The sequence below is a fragment of the Micromonospora sp. BRA006-A genome (genome assembly GCF_033433935.1).
Taxonomy (GTDB): domain Bacteria; phylum Actinomycetota; class Actinomycetes; order Mycobacteriales; family Micromonosporaceae; genus Micromonospora; species Micromonospora aurantiaca.
Genome location: NZ_JANCLW010000001.1, coordinates 5,102,852 through 5,118,939 on the forward strand (window position 1 = coordinate 5,102,852; position 16,088 = coordinate 5,118,939).

Here is a 16,088-nt window from a genome sequence, read left to right on the forward strand (position 1 = left end):
GGAAGGGTGTTGGCGTGGGCGCAGGTCATGACCACAGCGGCGCGGTGACCAACGCGGCGCACCGCCACCGGGGCCGCCTCTGGGCCGCCTTCGCGCTGCTCGCCGCCCTGATGGTGGTCGAGGCGGTGGCCGCGTTCACGACCGGCTCGCTGGCGCTGCTCTCCGACGCCGGGCACATGTTCACCGACGTCCTCGGCATCGGCATGGCGCTGGCCGCGATCACCGCCACCCGCCGCGCCGGCACCGACCCGCAGCGCACGTTCGGGCTCTACCGGCTGGAGGTGCTCGCCGCCCTCGCCAACGCCGTCCTGCTCGGCGCCGTGGCGATCTACGTCCTGGTCGAGGCGGTACGCCGGTTCGGCGAGCCGCCGGAGGTGCTGGCCGGCCCGATGCTCGTGGTGGCGGTGCTCGGCCTGCTCGCCAACATCGTCGCGTTCGCACTGCTGCGCGCCGGGTCGAAGGAGAGCATCAACCTGCGCGGGGCGTACCTGGAGGTGCTCGGCGACCTGCTCGGCTCGCTCGGCGTGATCGCCGCGGCGCTGGTCATCGCGGTGACCGACTGGTGGTGGGCGGACCCGCTGGTCGCCGTCGGGATCGGCCTGTTCATCCTGCCGCGCACCTGGCGGCTCGGCCGGGCCGCGCTGCGCATCCTGGTGCAGGCCGCGCCGGAGCATCTCCAGGTCACCGCCGTGCACGACCGGCTGGCCGCCGTGCCCGGCGTGGCCGAGGTACACGACCTGCACGTCTGGACGCTCACCTCGGGCATGGAGGTGGCCTCGGCGCACCTCACCACCGACCCGGGCGCGGACCCGGCCGGGGTGCTGGCCGCCGCGCGGGCCGCCCTGCACGAGGACTTCTCCATCGATCACGCCACGTTGCAGGTCGAACCCGGAGCGTCGGCCGGAGTGTGCGGAAAGACCGAGTGGTGATTAGGGCAGACTTAAATCACTGCGACTGTTGTAGTCTTATGCCGGTTTTGCCCCGCCTAGTGGCGTTGCTCGACGGAGCCGCGCCCGGGCAGCGCCGGTAGTCTCGGTCGCGGCCGCACCCGCGGACGCCACCCGGCCCCGGTGGGGCGGCCGTCGCCTAATCGTCCGCAGGGACGAGCCGGGGAACCACGTACGTGGGGTGCATCCGCGTCAGCGGTAGGGATCTTCCGTCCCGAACCCGTCAGCTAACCCGGTCGGCGTTGACGGAAGGACGTGTGAATGCCCCCAGTGGCACCTGTACGACGGACGGCCGCCCGGTTGGCGGCCCTGCTCGTCGCGACGCTGGCCCTCGGCGTCGCGACCGTTCCGGTCTCCCCCGCCTCCGCGGCGCCGGCGACCGGCCTGCTCGCCGCCGCGCCCGGCGGCGACGACGAGGGCGGCACGCCGGAACTGCGCGCCCAGCTCGACGCGGCCAGCAAGGGCTGGCTGGAGGCGAAGGCCGCGCTGAACCGGTCGGTGACCCGCCAGAAACAGCTCAACGACCAGCTCAAGACAGTCGGCGCCGAGCTTGCCGTCCGCGACGCCAAAGTCGGCGAGATCGCCGTCGTGGCGTACCGCAACGGCCGCCTGGGCACCGCCGGGGCGCTGCTGGGCAGCAGCAGCCCGGAGGGCTTCATGGACCGGGCCGCCGCGCTGGAACAGGTCGCCGCGCACGAGGACCGTACGCTGCGCGACCTGATCGCCACCCGCGACGAGGCCACCCGCACCCGCGCCCAGCTCGACGGGGAGATCCTCGAGCAGCGCAAGCAGGTGACGGTGATGGCCAAGCGCAAGGACCAGGCCGAGCGCGCCCTGGAGGTGGCGAACGACCGCGCGTCGCGCAGCAGCAGCGGCGGCGGCAGCGTCCAGGGCACCTCCAGCAAGAACGCCAAACCGGCGCCGCGCAACTCGGACGGCTCCTGGCCGTCGGAGTCGTGCAGCGTCAACGACCCGACCCCGGCGAACGGCTGCATCACGCCGCGCACGCTGCACGCGCTGCAACAGGCCAAGGCGGCGGGCTTCACCAGGTACGTCTCGTGCCACCGGCCGAGCGGCTCGGGTGAGCACCCGAAGGGGCGGGCCTGCGACTTCGCCGCGCAGAAGAACGGCTTCGGCGGCGTCGCCACCGGCGGTGACCGGACGTACGGCAACAACCTGGCCGCGTACTTCGTGCGCAACGCCGACCCGCTCGCCGTGCTCTACGTGATCTGGTTCAAGCAGATCTGGCTGCCCAGCAGCGGGTGGAAGTCGTACAGCGGCGGCAACGGCGACCCGTCCAGCGACCACACCAACCACGTGCACCTGTCGGTGTACTGAGCACACCCGGAGAGGGTCGGCCGGATCAGGCCGGCCGGCCCTCCAGGGTCGCCCCGAGACGAGCCGCCAGGCCCAGGTGAGCCGCCCGGGCCTGGCGGAACGCGTACCCGAACAGCGGCGCCGGCGCGGTCAGCGTGATCTCCACGTCGATGCGTACCGTGCCGTCCGGCTCGTCCCGCAGGCGGGTGTGGTTGCGGACGGTCGTCGCGGGTTGCTGCCGCGCCACGGTGACGACCTCGTCCTCGCTCGCGACGAGCACGTCCGCCTGGTACGTGACCGGGAAGTGCAGCGGGCCGAGTTGCAGCCGGTCGGTGATCGCGTAGCTGGCCAGCGCGCCCGGCCGGGCCGGTAGCTTCCGGACCCGGACGATCAGCGGATGCAGCTCGCCCTGGCGACTCAGGTCACCCAGCAGGGCCACCGCGTCGGCCCGGGTGCACCGGGCCTGCACGGTGTAGCTGAAGCTGTCGCTGCTCTGCAAGCGGGCCCCCTCGCCGTCGTGCGTCGCGACGATCGTCCCGTACCGACGCCGGACTGGCAACGGGTAGAAGGTCCCCTGGCCGCAGGGGGTGTGAACGGCGCTCAGGCGCCGGGCAGCACCTCGGGGGTGTCGTCGGCGAACCACGGCTCGGGCGCGCCGAACAGGCCGAGCAGGCCGGTCACCCAGAGCTGCCGGTGCACGAACCGGCTCGGCTCGGTGACCACGAGCTTGACGCCGCTGACCTCGCAGGTCTGGAAGCCCGCGACCATGGCGCTGATGCCGACCGAGTCGATGAACGTGACGAGCCGCATGTTCAGCTCGATCCGCGAGGGACGGCCCTTCGCGAGCACCTCGGCGATCGCTTCCCGCACCTCGTACGCGGTGTCGACGTCGATCTCCCCACGGGGCGCGATCTGGACGACACCACCCGGCCGCACCGACTTCACGATCGACAGGCTCACGCGAGCACCTCCACTCGCCCATGACGGGCGCCTCATCAGTACGCGGGCCGCGACCGAGAGTATTCCTCCAACGGCCCGGTCGCCACCCCCCGGGATGAGCAATTCGCGAACTGGGCACACCTGGGCGTACTCAATCCGGACCTCCGGGTTCCAGTTTCCCCTGTACGGCGGGCCGCGGCCAACCGTGCGACCGGGCGGGCCCGCCGATCCGCCGACCAGGGTAGCTGGCGCACGCACGTCCCGTCGGCACCGGTCCCGGCGCGTTCGGGTGGTTCGTCCGGTTCGCTGCTCACGGCCGGGCACCACCGCGTGGTTTGCCGCGTGCGCCGGTGGGGCACTGCCCGAGACAGTGAACCCGCCGGATGGACACCGGAGTCCGAAGTGGCCGCCGGCCTTCGGCACCCGAGGAGGTAGAACGATGTTCGGATCCAACCTGCTGGACCGCCGGGGCAAGGCCGAGCGGGTCGCCGACCAGGCGTGGCAGAACCTGCTCTCCGCCGTCGGTTCCGCCGGTGACAGCGTGCGCGACGCCACCCGGACCGCCCGCCGCAGCTCCTCCGGCCTGGCCGACGACGCCACCGACCTGGTCGGCTCCGCCGCCGACGAGGCCCGCCGCCGGGCGTCCCTCGCCTTCGACGCGCTCGCCGGCCGCCGGCCCGCCCTGCCGTGGACGCTGCTGATCGCTGCGGCGCTCACCGGTGCGGCGATCGGCTGGGCCGCCGGCACCGCGGCGCGCGCCGCCGGCAGCCGGGACCGGGCCGCCGAGGAGATCGAGTTCGTGGACGTGGACCGGCCGAACTCGCCGGCCGGCCTGGACGGCTGACCCGCCCGTACGACACCACGACGGCCGCTCCCGGGAGTCCCGGGGGCGGCCGTCGTGCTGCCTCACCCACAGCGGGTGAGGGCGGTTCACCCGGGGCGCGCGCACGATCGCGGGTGCGGGACCACGTGCCCGTGCCGCGATCGACGGGAGGGAGAGCCGGATGACCACCGACACGATCACCCGTACCGACCGGGACATCCAGTCCGCCGTGCTCGACGAGCTGACCTGGGAACCGCGGGTCGGCGCGGACGAGATCGGGGTGACCGTCACCGAGGGCGTGGTGACACTCACCGGCCGGGTCGACAGCTACGCCAAGAAGTGGGCCGCCGAGCGGGCCGCGCACCGGGTCGCCCGGGTCCGCGCGGTCGCCAACGACCTCGCCGTCCGGATCGACACCGCAGCCGGACGGGAGGACCCGGAGATCGCCGTCGCGGCCGTACGGGCGCTGGAGTGGGACGCGTTCGTGCCGATCGAGGCGTTGCAGGTGACTGTGGCCGACGGCTGGGTCACGCTGCACGGCGAGGTCGAGTGGGAGTACCAGCGGCGGGCCGCCGAACGCTCGGTCGCCCGGCTCACCGGCGTGTGCGGGGTGAGCAACGGCATCGCGGTACGCCCAGCGGTGCGCGCCGACGGCGGTGACCTGGCCGAGCGGATCGTCGACGCGCTGGCCCGCAACCGCGCCACCGAGGCCGAGGAGGTCGACGTGCGGGTGCACGGCGACACGGTGCTGCTGGACGGGCGGGTCCACTCGCCCGGCGAACGCGAGGAGATCGAGCGGGTGGTGTGGAACGCGCCGGGCATCCGGGAGGTGCGCAACCACCTCGCCGTGCGATGACGGAGAACCACCCCGCCCGGGTGAGCCCGCCTCACCCGGGCCGCGGGCATCGTGGGCGGCATGAGTGATCCGAACGGGCTGATCACACCGGGCACGGACGCGCCCGGGTTCACGCTGCCGGCGGCGCCGGACGGGCGCGAGGTGGGCCCCGGGCAGTTCCGGGGCCGTCCCGTGGTGCTGGCGTTCTACCCGGCGGACTGGTCACCTGTGTGCGGCGAGCAGATGACCCTGTACCAGGCCGCCCTGCCTGAGCTGGAGCGGTACGGCGCGGTGCTGCTGGGCGTCTCGGTGGACGGCGTCGACTCGCACCGGGCGTTCGCCGAGAGCCGGGGCATCCGGTTCCCGCTGCTCGCCGACTTCGAGCCCAAGGGTGAGGTGTCGCGCCGGTACGGCGCGTACGCGCCCCACGGGCAGTCGGACCGGGCGCTCGTGGTGATCGGCCCGGACGGCCGGGTGGTCTGGACCCATCTGTCCCCGCCCGAGGTGAACCCGGGTGTGGACGGCATCCTCGACGCGCTGGAACGGCTGGACGCGGATCGGCGGGTGAGTGCCCGATGACCACGCCACTTCAGGTCACCACCGCGCGGCTGCGGATCCCGGTGACCGACCGCGACCATGTCCGCGGGCCGGTGGACGCGCCGGTCACCATCGTCGAGTACGGCGACTTCCAGTGCCGGTTCTGCGGCGCCGCGTACCCGAACCTGGCCGAGGTGCTGCGCCAGCGGGCCGACGTGGTGCGCCTGGCGTACCGGCACTTCCCGATCACCAACGTCCACCCGTACGCGGAGAGCGCCGCGGAGACCGCCGAGGCCGCCGCTGCCCGGGGCCGGTTCTGGGAGATGTACGACTGGCTCTACCAGCACCAGGACCAGCTCGACCCGGTGCACCTGTCGCTGGGCGTCGAGCAGATCGGCCTGTCGCCGGAGGAGATCGCCGCGGAGGTCGGCCGGCAGGAGTACGCCGACCGGGTGCGGCAGGACTTCGTCGGCGGCATCCGCAGCGGCGTCAACGGCACGCCGACGTTGTTCGTCAACGACGTCCGGCACGACGGCGGCTACGACCTGGCCGAACTGCTGGCAGTGGTGGACGCCGCCACCGACGACGGCTGACGGTCAGATCAGCCGCAGCTCGCGCGCCCGCCGGACGGCGTCCCGCCGGCGGGTCGCGTCGAGCTTGCGGTAGATGTTGCGCACGTGCGTCTTCACCGTGTTGACCGACAGTGACAGCTCGGCGGCGATCTCCACGTTGGACAGGATGCTCTGCAGATAGCGCAGGATGGTCAGCTCCCGCTCGGTGAGCGGCTCGTCGAGCGTCCGGGCCGGATTGTCAGCGGTCGCGGCCACCGGGTGCGCGTCCACGCCCCGCACCAGCTCGCTGACCGTCGCCCAGTACGCGGTGCCGGAGTCGAGACGCGCGGCGAGCAGATCCCGTACCCCCGGTTCGGCGCGGGTGAAGACGCGCCGGAAGCCGTCCGGCTCGGCGAGCGCCAGCACCTCCTCCAGCAGCCGCCCGGCGCGCCGGGCGTCACCGGAGGCGTCGGCGAGCGCCGCGTCGAGCAACCCGGCGCCCAGCCGCACCGGGAGCGGCCAGTCCGCCGCGGCGGGCCCGGTCCAGTCGGGCAGTGCCCGCTCGGCCGCGCGGGCGTCACCGGCACGCAACCGCAGCCGCGCGTCCGCCAGCGCCGGCGCCGGCCCGTCGCCCGCCGCGTCGAGCAGCGCCCGGGCGCTGTCGACGTCACCGACGACGGCGCGTACCTGCGCCTCGTCGGCGGCGAGCCACGCACCCAGCTCCGGGCCGGGCGTGGCGGTCCGGGCCTGCGCGAGCGTGCGCAACGCGCCGCCCGGGTCGCCGCCGTCGGCAAGTAGCCCCGCGCGGCACAGCGCGGTGAGCGCCGCGCCGCCCGGCTCCGCGCCGGCCGGCCCGGCGAGCGCCAGGTGGGCCGTGGCCTCCGCCGGCCGGTCCCGCTGCCAGTCCACGAACGCCAGCGCCAGGTACGCGTAGCCGCAGTCGGACCGCGACGACCAGCCCTGACACGGCGGCATCGCCAGCGCCTCCCGGGCCAGTTCCTCGGCGGCCCGCAGCGCGCCCCGGGCCGCCTCCAGCAGCGCCGAGCGGCTGACGCAGAGCAGTTCGGTACGCGACCGCCCGGCCCGCCGCGCCGCCTCCCGCGCAGTGGCGAACCGGTCCCGGGCGGTGGACAGCTCCCCCTCGGCCAGCGCGACCAGCCCGTGCGCGGCGCCGGCCACCGCGCGCACGTCGTCCCGCTCGGCCGACCCGGCGCGGGGATCGCCGGCTCCGTCGTCCGGACCCGGGGACTCCTGCGCCGGGCCGGTGGCCAGCAGGCGGTCGGCGGCCCGGCGTACCTCCTCGTGGTCGCCGCCGAGCCGGGCGAGGTTCAGCTCCACGGCGGCGGCCAGCCGGCCGAACCGATCACGGCGCGGCGCGGGCAGGCCGGCGGCGTCGGCCAGGGCCCGCCGCAGCTGCGCGTCGGCGGCGGCCCGATCCCCGGCGTGGGCACGCTCGGCGGCGGCGGCCAGCGCCAGCTCCGGATCCCTGCGGACCGCCTCGGCGGGCGGCTCGGGTGGGGCGGGTACGGCGGCCGGTTCGTCCGGCGCCAACTCGGGCCAGCGGGTGACGAGCAGCTCGGTGGCGTCGGCCCACGCACCGGCGAGAAGCGCGTGCCGCAGCGCCTCGGCCGGACGGTCGTGGGTGCCGTACCACCCGGTGGCACGCCGGTGCAGCTCCCGCACCTCGTCGGCGGGCAGCCGGTCCAGCTCGTCGCGCAGCACGTCGGCCAGCAGAGGGTGCGGCCGGTACCACTGCGGGCTGACGCCGTCCCGGTGCAGGAAGCCGCCCTCGCGGGCCGCCTCGGCGAGCAGGTGCCCGGCGTCGGGCCGCCCGGTCAGCGCGGCGGCCAGGTCGGCGTGCACCGCGACGGCCACCGCCACCCGGCGCAGGACGTCGCGGGTCGCCGGTTCCAGCGGGGCCAGCACCTCGTCCCGCAGGTACGCGGCGACGTCCGGCTGGTCACCGGCGAACCGTTCCACCGCGCGCGCCGGGTCGGCGCCGTCGCCGAGTGCGAGCGCGGCGAAGCGCAGCCCGGCCGGCCAGCCGGTGGTGCGCTCGGCCAGCCGCGCCACGGCCGGGGCGGGTACTGCGACGCCGTGCGCGACGAGCAGGTCGGCCACCTCGTCGGCGGTGAACGCCAGGTCGTCGGCCCCGATCACGGTCAGCTCACCGGCCAGCCGCCAGCGGTGCAGCGCCAGCGGTGGTTCGCCGCGCGCGCCGGCCACCAGCCGCAAGCGGCCGTCGGAGTGCCGGAGCAGGAACTCCAGCCCGGTCAGGGCGGCCGGGTCGGTGACCCGATGCAGGTCGTCCAGGACCAGCAGCACGGGCCGCTCCCGGGCGGCGAGCGCGGCGGCGAGCGTTTCGAGCTGCTCGGGCCGGGGCGGTCCGTCCGGCACCGGCGGCGGCCCGTCGTCCGGGTCGTCGGCGGCGGCGGTACGCAGGGCCGCCGCGAGGTAGCCCCAGAGCCGCCGGGTGGTCTCCCCCTCGGCCACCGTCACCCAGGCCGGCGCCGGGCCGTCCCGCTCCCCCTGCGCCCACGTCGACAGCAGCGTCGTCTTGCCCCACCCGGCCGGCGCGCAGACGAGCGTCACCGGCCCGGACGCGCCCTGTTCCAGCCGGTCGAGCAGCCGGGGACGCAGCAGGACCGGCTCGGGTGGCGCGGGCGGCGTCAACCGGGACGCCAGCAGCGGCGGGGCGCCGGACGGCGCACCACCGGCGACATCGGGTGAGTCGAGGCCGGTGGTGAGCAGATCGGGCGTACCGGTGATGTCGCTGGTGCCGCTCGGTGCGGTGACGACCTGGTCTGCCTCCTCCGGCATGCGTCCCTCCCCCGTCGGTGCGGGCAGCGGTTACCCGCACCGCGCCGGTTCACCCCTTCCGGGCGAACCCCGCTCACCCGGGCGCCGCGCACCCTGTAGGCACGCGGGGCGGCGGCCGGGTGGCGGCCGCCCGGGGACGACGGGAGGTCAGGTGGCGCGGAGCGGACGGCTCGCGGCGGGCGCGCTGGCGCTGGCGGGGGTACGGGTGCTGGCTCCGGTGGGCGCGCGGGTGCTGGCCCGCCGCCGGGCGCGGCGGTCCGGCACCGACCCTCGGCCGGGCCGGTGGCAGGTGGTGACGATCGCCGGGGCGCCCGAGCAGGTGCTCCCGGCCGGGCGGTGGCCCGAGCCGCTGCGGCGTCTCGACGGCGCGGTCGAGCTGTGGGCCCGTCCGGCCCCGGGCGGGCGCGGCACGGAGCTGGCGGTCCGCCCGCTGGGCGGGGAGTGCACGCTCCCGGGGTTCGCCGCGCACCTGGTCGGCGACGACCCGGGCCGGTTCCTGCGCCACGTGCTGCGGCAGACCAAGCAACTCCTGGAGACCGGCGAGGTGCTGCGGCCGGACCGTTCGCCGCTGGACCGGGCGGGGACCGCGACGTGAGGGCGCTCTGCTGGGCCGGTGCCGGCCTCGTCGAGGTGCGCCGCGTCCCGGACCCGGAGCTGCGCAACGCCCAGGACATGATCGTCCGGGTCCGGCGCAGCACGACCTGCGGCGCCGACCTGCCGCTTCTCCGTGGGCAGGTGCCCGAGGCGTCCGCCGGGGAGGTGCTCGGACGCGAGTTCCTCGGCGACGTGGTCGAGGTCGGTCCGGAGGTACGCCGGCACCGGGTCGCCGACCGGGTGGTGGTGGGCGCGGCGGTGGCCTGCGGGGCTTGCTGGTTCTGCCGGAAAGGGCTGTCGGCGTGCTGCGACAACGGCACGAGCGGCGTGGCGGCCGAGCCGGAGTGGGGGCAGCCGCCCGCCGGCGGGTACGGCCGGCCCGCCCGGCTTGGCGGCTTCGCCGGTGGTCACGCCGAGTACGTGCGGGTGCCGTACGCCGACGTGGGCGCGTTCGCCGTGCCGGAGTCGGTGAGCGACGACCGGGCGGTGTTCGCCGCCGACGCCGCGCCGGCCGGCTGGTACGGCGCCGAGCTGGGCGAGGTCGCCCCCGGCGACGTGGTGGCGGTGTGGGGCGCGGGCGCGGTCGGCCAGCTCACCGCCGCCGCGGCGGTGGCCCGGGGCGCGGACCGGGTGGTGGTGGTCGACGACCGGGACGACCGGCTGCGGATGGTCACCGGGCACGACGGCGTGGAGGCGCTCAACCACAGGTACGTGGACGTGCTCGCCGAGCTGCGCGAACGCAGCGGCGGCCGGGGCCCGGACGTGTGCGTCGACGCCTCCGGGGTGCCGGCTGCGCCGGGCCGGTGGCCGGTGGCCGAGCCGGACGGCGGGGCGGCGCTGCGCGAGGCGGTGCACGCCTGCCGCAAGGGCGGCGTGGTGGTGGTGCTCGGCGCCCGGCCCGGATTCGTGGACCGGTTCCCGCTCGGCGCGTTCGCCGACAAGGGGCTCGCCGTCCGCGCCGCCCGGCGCCGGGGCGGTGCCGCGATCCCGGCTCTGCTGGAACGGATGGCCCGCGACGAGCTGGTCACCGAGCACCTGGCCACGCACCGGATGCCGCTGGAGCGCGGCGCCGAGGGGTACGCGTTGTTCCGGGATCGGGCCGACGGCTGCGTCCGGGTGGTCTTCACGCCGTGAAGGTGAGCGCCGTGGATGGCACACTCGGCGGATGCGCGCAGACCGTCCGTACGACCTCGTCCTGTTCGGCGCCACCGGCTTCACCGGCGGGCTGACCGCCGACTATTTGGCCCGGCACGCGCCGGACCGGCTGCGCTGGGCCCTCGCCGGCCGTAACCCGGACAAGCTCGCAGCGGTACGGGACCGGCTGGCCGCGATCGACCCGGCCCTGGCCGAGCTGCCGCTGCTCACCGCCGACGTGACCGACCCGCCGTCACTGCGCGCGGTGGCGGAGAGTGCCCGGGTGGTCGCCACGACCGTCGGCCCGTACGTGCACCACGGTGAGCCGCTGGTGGCCGCGTGCGCCGCGGCCGGCACCGACTACCTCGACATCACCGGTGAGCCGGAGTTCGTGGACCGGATGTACGTGCGGCACCACGCCGAGGCCGTGCGCACCGGGGCGCGGCTGGTGCACGCCTGCGGCTTCGACTCGATCCCGCACGACCTGGGCGTCTGGTACACGGTCAAGCAACTGCCCGCGGACGGGCCGATCGCCGTGGACGGCTACGTCCGGGCCGGTGGCCGGTTCTCCGCCGGGACGTACCATTCGGCGCTCACCGCGTTCTCCCGTACCGGTGAGATGAGCCGCGCGGCGCGGGCCCGCCGGGCGATGGAGCCCGGCCCGGACGGACGCCGGGTCCGCGCGGTGCCGGGCAAGGTCGGCCGGGTACGCGAGTTCGGCCAGTGGGCGGTGCCGCTGCCCACCATCGATCCGCAGGTGGTCCGCCGGTCCGCGGCGGCCCGCCCGGAGTACGGCCCGGACTTCCGCTACCGGCACTTCGCCGCGATGAAGCGGCTGCCCACGGTGCTCGTCGCCGGCGTCGGGCTGGCCGGTGTGGTGGGGCTGGTGAAGGTGGCGCCGACGCGGCGGTGGCTGCTCGGGCGGCTCGCCTCCGGGCAGGGCCCGACCGCCGAGCAGCGGGCCAGGTCGTGGTTCCGGGTCCGGTTCGTGGGCACCGGCGGCGGCCGGCGGGTGGTGACCGAGGTGGCCGGCGGCGACCCGGGGTACGACGAGACGGCCAAGATGCTCGCCGAGTCGGCGCTCTGCCTGGCCTTCGACGACCTGCCGGAGACCGCCGGGCAGGTCACGCCGGTCGCGGCGATGGGTGACGCGCTGCTGGACCGCCTGGTACGCGCGGGCATCACGTTCCGCACGCTGTCGGAGTGAGGTTGACCCTCGACCCGCTTGAGGTCACAGGATGACGGCCGTGGAGAGCGAGCTTCGCAGCATCGGTGAGCTGGCCCGGGCCAGCGGGTTGACGGTCAGCGCGCTGCGGTTCTACGACCGTTCCGGGGTGCTGGCCCCGGCCCGGGTGGACCCGGTGACCGGCTACCGCTGGTACACCGGGGAGCAGGTGGACCCGGCCCGGCTGGTGGCAGGGCTGCGCCGGGTCGGGATGCCGCTGGCCGGCATCGCCGAGGCGCTGCGGAACCGGCACCGGCCGGCCGAGGTGCACCGGCTGCTGGACGCGCACCTGCGCCGCCTGGAGGACGGCCTGGCCGACGCGCGTCGCGAACTCTCCCGGATCCGTAGCCTGATCGACCCGGAGGAGACCATCGTGACCACCCGCCTCGTATTGTCCCGCACCGGCCTCGCCGCCGCCGTGGACGCCGTACGCTTCGCCGTCGGCGCCGACCCCGGCCTGCCGGTGCTGTCCGGTGTGCTGGTGGAGGTCGAGCCGGACGGTGTCCGGCTGGTCGCCACCGACCGGCATCGGCTCGCCGTGGCCCGGGTCGGCGGCACCGTCGACGGCCCGCCGGTGGGCGCGCTGCTGCCGGTGGCCGCCGTCGACGAGTTGCGGGCGCTGCTGGACCTCGACGGCGCCGACTCCGCCGACGTCGTCGTCGCCACCGACCGGGTGACCGTCACGGTGGCGGGCCGGCCGCTGACCGCGGTGCCGCTGCCGTACGACTTCCCGGACTACCGGCGGTTGCTGCGGGCACAGCTCGGCGACGTACCCGCGTACCGGATCCCGTTCGACGGCGCGGCGCTGCGCGCGGCGCTCACCGCCGACGGCGTCCCGGTCTGTCACCGCGCGCACGAGGGCGTCGAGCACGAGGTGGTGGCGCTCGGCCTGGACGGCCGCGGCGAGCTGCGCCTGGTGGATCCGAACGGCGTGGTCGACGCTGCGGATGCGCTTCGCGTGGCGGTCAACCGGGAGTACCTGCTGGACGCCCTGGGGTCCGGCGACGGTCAGCTCGTGCTGGAGCTGGACGGCCCGATCGCCCCGCTGGCCGTGCGGCGGCCCGACGACGCGCACGCCTTCTCGGTCCTGATGCCGGTACGCCTCTGACGTTCGCGCTCACCGGTTTGCTGGCGCCACTTCGCGGCAGCCATCCGTGACCGTGCGTGACGCCGCAGCCCTCCTGGGTGCTTCACCCCTCACGCCCTTTGCTCTGCAGCCATCCGCGCGACGCTGACGCTCCGTCGAACGCCGCGTCGGTGGCTGCAGAGCAAAGTCGCCGGAGGGACACGTCCGCAGGAGAGCGGATCCGCGAGATTGACCAGTTCAGCGAACCGGCGAGCCGCGGCGAGGCGACGCGGACACCGGAGCACCATCACGCAACGTGAGCACTGCCTGCCAACGGCATCATCACCACGCACCGTCACCGGAAAGGGCCTCGCGGCGGCGGGCTGCGCGGGCCGGGCCGGGGCGGCAGGGGCGCGACGGTAGCATCTGGAGGTCCCACCTGACTGCCTGGACGGAGGCGTACGAGCAGCATGCTCGACATGGAGTTGATCCGGAAGGATCGCGAGGCGGTGGCGACCGCGCTGGCGAAGCGTCTGGATCCCGCCGAGGTCACCCGGGCGCTGGACGACATCCAGCGGCTCGACCAGGAACGACGCGCCCTGATCACGGAGATCGACGCCGAGCGGCAGCGCCGCAAGGCCGAGGCGCGCGCGTACGCGGAGGCGAAACGGTCCGGCGGCACGCCGCAGCCGGTCGCCCCGGAGGCCGAGCGCAAGCAGCTCGCGGAGCTGGAGTCCCAGCTCGACGAGGTGCAGTCCCGGCTCCGCTCGGCGATGAGCGAGCTGCCGAACCTGCCCGCCGACGACGTGGTCCCCGGCGGCAAGGAGGCCAACCGGGTGGTGCGCACGTTCGGCGAGGCGCCGGCCATCGAGAAGGTACGCGACCACGTGGAGCTGAGCCGCGCGCTCGGCCTGGTCGACCACGAGCGGGGCGTGAAGCTCGGCGGCTCGGGCTTCTGGATGTACACCGGTCTGGGCGCCCGGCTGGAGTGGGCGCTGGTGAACTGGCTGATCGAGCAGAACATCCAGGCCGGCTACGAGTTCCTGCTCCCGCCGCACCTGCTGCTGGACAGCGCCGGTTTCGCCGCCGGGCAGTTCCCGAAGTTCCACGACGACGTCTACCACATCGACAAGCAGTCGTCCTCGCGCGGCCAGTTCCTGCTGCCCACGGCGGAGACGGCGATCCTCGGCGCGTACCAGGACGAGATCCTGGAGACGCCGAAGCTGCCGTTGAAGGCGTTCGCGTACACGCCGTGCTACCGGCGGGAGGCGGCCGGTTCGCACTCCGACGAGCGCGGCACCGTACGTGGCCACCAGTTCAACAAGGTGGAGATCTTCCAGTTCACGCTGCCGGAGCAGGCGGGCGAGGCACTGGAGGCGATGGTCGGGCACGTCGAGGGCCTGGTCAGCAAGCTCGGTCTGCACTTCCAGACCAGCCTGCTCGCCGCCGGCGACGCGAGCGCCTCGATGAAGAAGACGCTCGACGTCGAGGTGTGGATGCCGAGCACCGGCAAGTACAAGGAGGTGTCGTCGGTCTCCTGGGCCGGCGACTACCAGGCGCGCCGGGCGGCGATCCGCTACCGCGAGCCGGGCGCGAAGCAGACCCGTTTCGTGCACACGCTCAACGGTTCGGCGCTGGCCACCAGCCGCCTGTTCCCGGCCATCCTGGAGCAGTGCCAGCAGCCCGACGGCTCGGTGGTGGTTCCCGAGGTCCTCCGCGACAAGCTCGGCACCGACCGCCTCACCCCGCGCTGACCCGCTCCCCCGCCGCCGCTCCCGCCTCGCCCGCCGCTCCCCCGCGATCTTGCACTTCCGGCCCGCCGGCAGTCCGCTTCACCCCTTCCGCCCGGGCACCAACTGCAAGATCGCGGGAGCGGGGGTGGGAGCGGGGGCGAGGGACGGCGAGGGGGGCTAGGAGCAGCGCGGCGAGGAGGGCTACGAGGACGGCGGGGCCCAGCGTGTCGACGGCGCTCACCACTGACTGCTGGATGCGGGCGGCGGTGCGGATGATCGGATCGGTGAAGGCGTCGTAGCGGCCCTGGGCGAGGCGTACCTCGTACCAGCCGTACCACGCGACGTAGCCGCCCGCGACCAGCAGCACCAGGCCGCTCAGCCGCGGCACCCACGCGCCCGCCCCGCGCAGCCGCGCCACGACCCGGCCGCGCAGCAGCGCCACGGCGAGCGCGGCCACGCCGACCACGAGCGCCATCCCCAGCGCGTACGCCCCGAACAGCGCCAGCCCGCGCAGCGGCGACCCGGCCCGCAGGCTGGTCACCACGATCGCCAGGAACGGCGCGATCGCGCAGGTCAGCGACGTGAGCGCGTACGCCGCACCGAACAGCACCATGGACGGCCAGGTCCGGGTGAGCCGGGGCGCGACCCGCAGCGGGCGCGGCGCGGGCAGCCGCCGACCGGCGAGCAGCCAGCATCCGGCCAGCGCCAGCAGCACGCCGAGCGTCACCGTCAGCCACGGCAGCCGGGGCCGCAGCCAGTCCGCCGCCGGTGCCAGGGCCAGCCCGAACGCGCCGAACACCAGCACGTACCCGAGGGTGAGCCCGGCCGTCGCGGTGAGCGCGCGGCCGACCGCACCGCGACCGCCGTCGGGGCCGGCCACCAGCAACGACAGGTACGCGGGCAGCATCGCGAAGCCGCACGGGTTGACCGCGCCGAGCATGCCCGCGGTCAGGGCGAGCAGCAGCGCGCCGGTCATCCCCGGGCCAGCGTCTCGACCTGCCGGGTCAGCGCCTCTCCGTCCAGGAATCCCTGGTGGACGACCCGGCCGGTGCGGTCCAGGACGACGAACGTGCTCTGCTCGGCCACCTTGAACCGGCGCCACAGCGCGCCCGCCCGGTCGTCGATCTGTGTCGTACCGCCCAGGTCGAACTCGGTGACGAACGACTTCATGGCCTTCTGCTCGCCGAGTCCGGCGACGCCGACGATGGGGACGGTGTCGCGGTAGGTGGGGGCGATCTCGGCCACCGTCCACGCCTGGCTGGCGCAGGTGGCGCACCAGGGCGCCCAGAACCAGAGCACGACCGGCCTTCCGGCCAGGGCGGCGGCGTCGAACGCCGTACCGTCGAGGGTCTTGCCGGTGAACGACAGCGCGGCCGGCACCACGGCCGATGACGCAGACGCCGGTGCGGATGCCGGCCCGGACGGGGACGCGGCGGCCGGGGGCGCCGGGGCGACCGCTGCGTCCCGGGCGCCGGGCTCAGGCCCGGCGGCACAGGCGGTCGCGGCGGCGAGCGTGGCGGCCAGTACGGCGGCGGCTGTCACACGAACGGCGGTACGCATCGGCGGC

At 75.2% G+C, this 16,088-nt stretch carries 16 protein-coding genes and 1 riboswitch; of the genes, 11 read left to right on the plus strand and 5 right to left on the minus strand.

Going from position 1 to position 16,088, the window contains the following annotated elements:
- The first annotated feature begins 14 nt into the window (after nt 1-14).
- On the plus strand, nt 15-929 hold the full coding sequence (locus tag NMK34_RS23050; RefSeq protein ID WP_318335166.1) for a cation diffusion facilitator family transporter: 915 nt from the start codon (nt 15-17) through the stop codon (nt 927-929).
- Nucleotides 930-1,073: 144 nt separating this feature from the next.
- Nucleotides 1,074-1,204, plus strand: a riboswitch (cyclic di-AMP (ydaO/yuaA leader).
- Nucleotides 1,205-1,208: 4 nt separating this feature from the next.
- Nucleotides 1,209-2,285 carry a hypothetical protein gene (locus NMK34_RS23055; protein ID WP_318335167.1) on the plus strand — a complete coding sequence of 359 codons (1,077 nt, stop codon included), beginning with the start codon at nt 1,209-1,211 and terminating at the stop codon, nt 2,283-2,285.
- Nucleotides 2,286-2,310: 25 nt separating this feature from the next.
- Here NMK34_RS23055 and NMK34_RS23060 read toward each other — a convergent pair whose 3' ends face one another.
- Together NMK34_RS23060 and NMK34_RS23065 are read right to left on the minus strand one after the other, a co-directional pair.
- Nucleotides 2,311-2,763, minus strand: a complete 453-nt coding sequence (locus NMK34_RS23060) for an SRPBCC family protein (protein WP_318335168.1) — start codon at nt 2,761-2,763, stop codon at nt 2,311-2,313.
- A gap of 101 nt (nt 2,764-2,864) precedes the next feature.
- Nucleotides 2,865-3,224, minus strand: a complete 360-nt coding sequence (locus tag NMK34_RS23065; RefSeq protein ID WP_013287849.1) for an STAS domain-containing protein — start codon at nt 3,222-3,224, stop codon at nt 2,865-2,867.
- A gap of 418 nt (nt 3,225-3,642) precedes the next feature.
- Between NMK34_RS23065 and NMK34_RS23070 the strand changes: the two genes are divergently transcribed.
- From NMK34_RS23070 to NMK34_RS23085, 4 genes are all read left to right on the plus strand, one after another.
- Nucleotides 3,643-4,047 carry a hypothetical protein gene (locus NMK34_RS23070; protein WP_194802242.1) on the plus strand — a complete coding sequence of 135 codons (405 nt, stop codon included), beginning with the start codon at nt 3,643-3,645 and terminating at the stop codon, nt 4,045-4,047.
- A gap of 160 nt (nt 4,048-4,207) precedes the next feature.
- Nucleotides 4,208-4,882 carry a BON domain-containing protein gene (locus tag NMK34_RS23075; protein WP_135241477.1) on the plus strand — a complete coding sequence of 225 codons (675 nt, stop codon included), beginning with the start codon at nt 4,208-4,210 and terminating at the stop codon, nt 4,880-4,882.
- Nucleotides 4,883-4,942: 60 nt separating this feature from the next.
- Nucleotides 4,943-5,440, plus strand: coding sequence for a redoxin domain-containing protein (locus NMK34_RS23080; RefSeq protein WP_318335169.1), 498 nt, complete (start codon nt 4,943-4,945; stop codon nt 5,438-5,440).
- Entirely contained in the window at nt 5,437-5,991 is a 555-nt protein-coding gene (locus tag NMK34_RS23085) for a DsbA family protein (protein WP_318335170.1), read from the plus strand. Before NMK34_RS23080 ends, NMK34_RS23085 begins: the two co-directional genes overlap by 4 nt.
- A gap of 3 nt (nt 5,992-5,994) precedes the next feature.
- Here the strand turns inward: NMK34_RS23085 and NMK34_RS23090 are convergent, their stop codons facing one another.
- Nucleotides 5,995-8,769: a LuxR C-terminal-related transcriptional regulator gene (locus NMK34_RS23090; protein ID WP_318335171.1), complete on the minus strand. Its 2,775-nt coding sequence runs from the start codon at nt 8,767-8,769 to the stop codon at nt 5,995-5,997.
- A 151-nt stretch (nt 8,770-8,920) separates the two neighbouring features.
- Here NMK34_RS23090 and NMK34_RS23095 point away from each other — a divergent pair, with 151 nt between their 5' ends.
- From NMK34_RS23095 to serS, 5 genes are all read left to right on the plus strand, one after another.
- Complete coding sequence (locus tag NMK34_RS23095; protein WP_318335172.1) at nt 8,921-9,364, plus strand: hypothetical protein; 444 nt, start codon at nt 8,921-8,923, stop codon at nt 9,362-9,364.
- A complete protein-coding gene (locus NMK34_RS23100) occupies nt 9,361-10,497 on the plus strand; it encodes an alcohol dehydrogenase catalytic domain-containing protein (RefSeq protein WP_318335173.1) in 1,137 nt (378 codons plus the stop codon). Before NMK34_RS23095 ends, NMK34_RS23100 begins: the two co-directional genes overlap by 4 nt.
- 31 nt (nt 10,498-10,528) lie before the next feature.
- Nucleotides 10,529-11,704 carry a saccharopine dehydrogenase family protein gene (locus tag NMK34_RS23105; protein ID WP_318335174.1) on the plus strand — a complete coding sequence of 392 codons (1,176 nt, stop codon included), beginning with the start codon at nt 10,529-10,531 and terminating at the stop codon, nt 11,702-11,704.
- Nucleotides 11,705-11,735: 31 nt separating this feature from the next.
- Nucleotides 11,736-12,830, plus strand: a complete 1,095-nt coding sequence (locus NMK34_RS23110; protein ID WP_318335175.1) for a MerR family transcriptional regulator — start codon at nt 11,736-11,738, stop codon at nt 12,828-12,830.
- 428 nt (nt 12,831-13,258) lie between these two features.
- Complete coding sequence (gene serS, locus NMK34_RS23115; protein ID WP_318335176.1) at nt 13,259-14,542, plus strand: serine--tRNA ligase; 1,284 nt, start codon at nt 13,259-13,261, stop codon at nt 14,540-14,542.
- Here the strand turns inward: serS and NMK34_RS23120 are convergent.
- Nucleotides 14,529-15,497 carry a cytochrome c biogenesis CcdA family protein gene (locus tag NMK34_RS23120; RefSeq protein ID WP_318335177.1) on the minus strand — a complete coding sequence of 323 codons (969 nt, stop codon included), beginning with the start codon at nt 15,495-15,497 and terminating at the stop codon, nt 14,529-14,531. The two genes, serS and NMK34_RS23120, sit on opposite strands and share 14 nt — an antisense overlap.
- Nucleotides 15,494-16,081, minus strand: coding sequence for a redoxin family protein (locus NMK34_RS23125; RefSeq protein ID WP_318335178.1), 588 nt, complete (start codon nt 16,079-16,081; stop codon nt 15,494-15,496). The genes NMK34_RS23120 and NMK34_RS23125 overlap by 4 nt, the downstream gene beginning before the upstream one ends.
- Between the last annotated feature and the right edge of the window lie 7 nt (nt 16,082-16,088).

What these genes read in the sequence shown, in the direction of transcription:
- NMK34_RS23055 (WP_318335167.1), top strand. Translation starts at nt 1,209, where the DNA reads ATGCCCCCAGTGGCACCTGTACGACGGACGGCCGCCCGGTTGGCGGCC.
- NMK34_RS23070 (WP_194802242.1), top strand. Translation starts at nt 3,643, where the DNA reads ATGTTCGGATCCAACCTGCTGGACCGCCGGGGCAAGGCCGAGCGGGTC.
- NMK34_RS23075 (WP_135241477.1), top strand. Translation starts at nt 4,208, where the DNA reads ATGACCACCGACACGATCACCCGTACCGACCGGGACATCCAGTCCGCC.
- NMK34_RS23080 (WP_318335169.1), top strand. Translation starts at nt 4,943, where the DNA reads ATGAGTGATCCGAACGGGCTGATCACACCGGGCACGGACGCGCCCGGG.
- NMK34_RS23085 (WP_318335170.1), top strand. Translation starts at nt 5,437, where the DNA reads ATGACCACGCCACTTCAGGTCACCACCGCGCGGCTGCGGATCCCGGTG.
- NMK34_RS23090 (WP_318335171.1), bottom strand. Translation starts at nt 8,769, where the DNA reads ATGCCGGAGGAGGCAGACCAGGTCGTCACCGCACCGAGCGGCACCAGC.
- NMK34_RS23105 (WP_318335174.1), top strand. Translation starts at nt 10,529, where the DNA reads ATGCGCGCAGACCGTCCGTACGACCTCGTCCTGTTCGGCGCCACCGGC.
- NMK34_RS23110 (WP_318335175.1), top strand. Translation starts at nt 11,736, where the DNA reads ATGACGGCCGTGGAGAGCGAGCTTCGCAGCATCGGTGAGCTGGCCCGG.
- serS (WP_318335176.1), top strand. Translation starts at nt 13,259, where the DNA reads ATGCTCGACATGGAGTTGATCCGGAAGGATCGCGAGGCGGTGGCGACC.
- NMK34_RS23120 (WP_318335177.1), bottom strand. Translation starts at nt 15,497, where the DNA reads ATGACCGGCGCGCTGCTGCTCGCCCTGACCGCGGGCATGCTCGGCGCG.
- NMK34_RS23125 (WP_318335178.1), bottom strand. Translation starts at nt 16,081, where the DNA reads ATGCGTACCGCCGTTCGTGTGACAGCCGCCGCCGTACTGGCCGCCACG.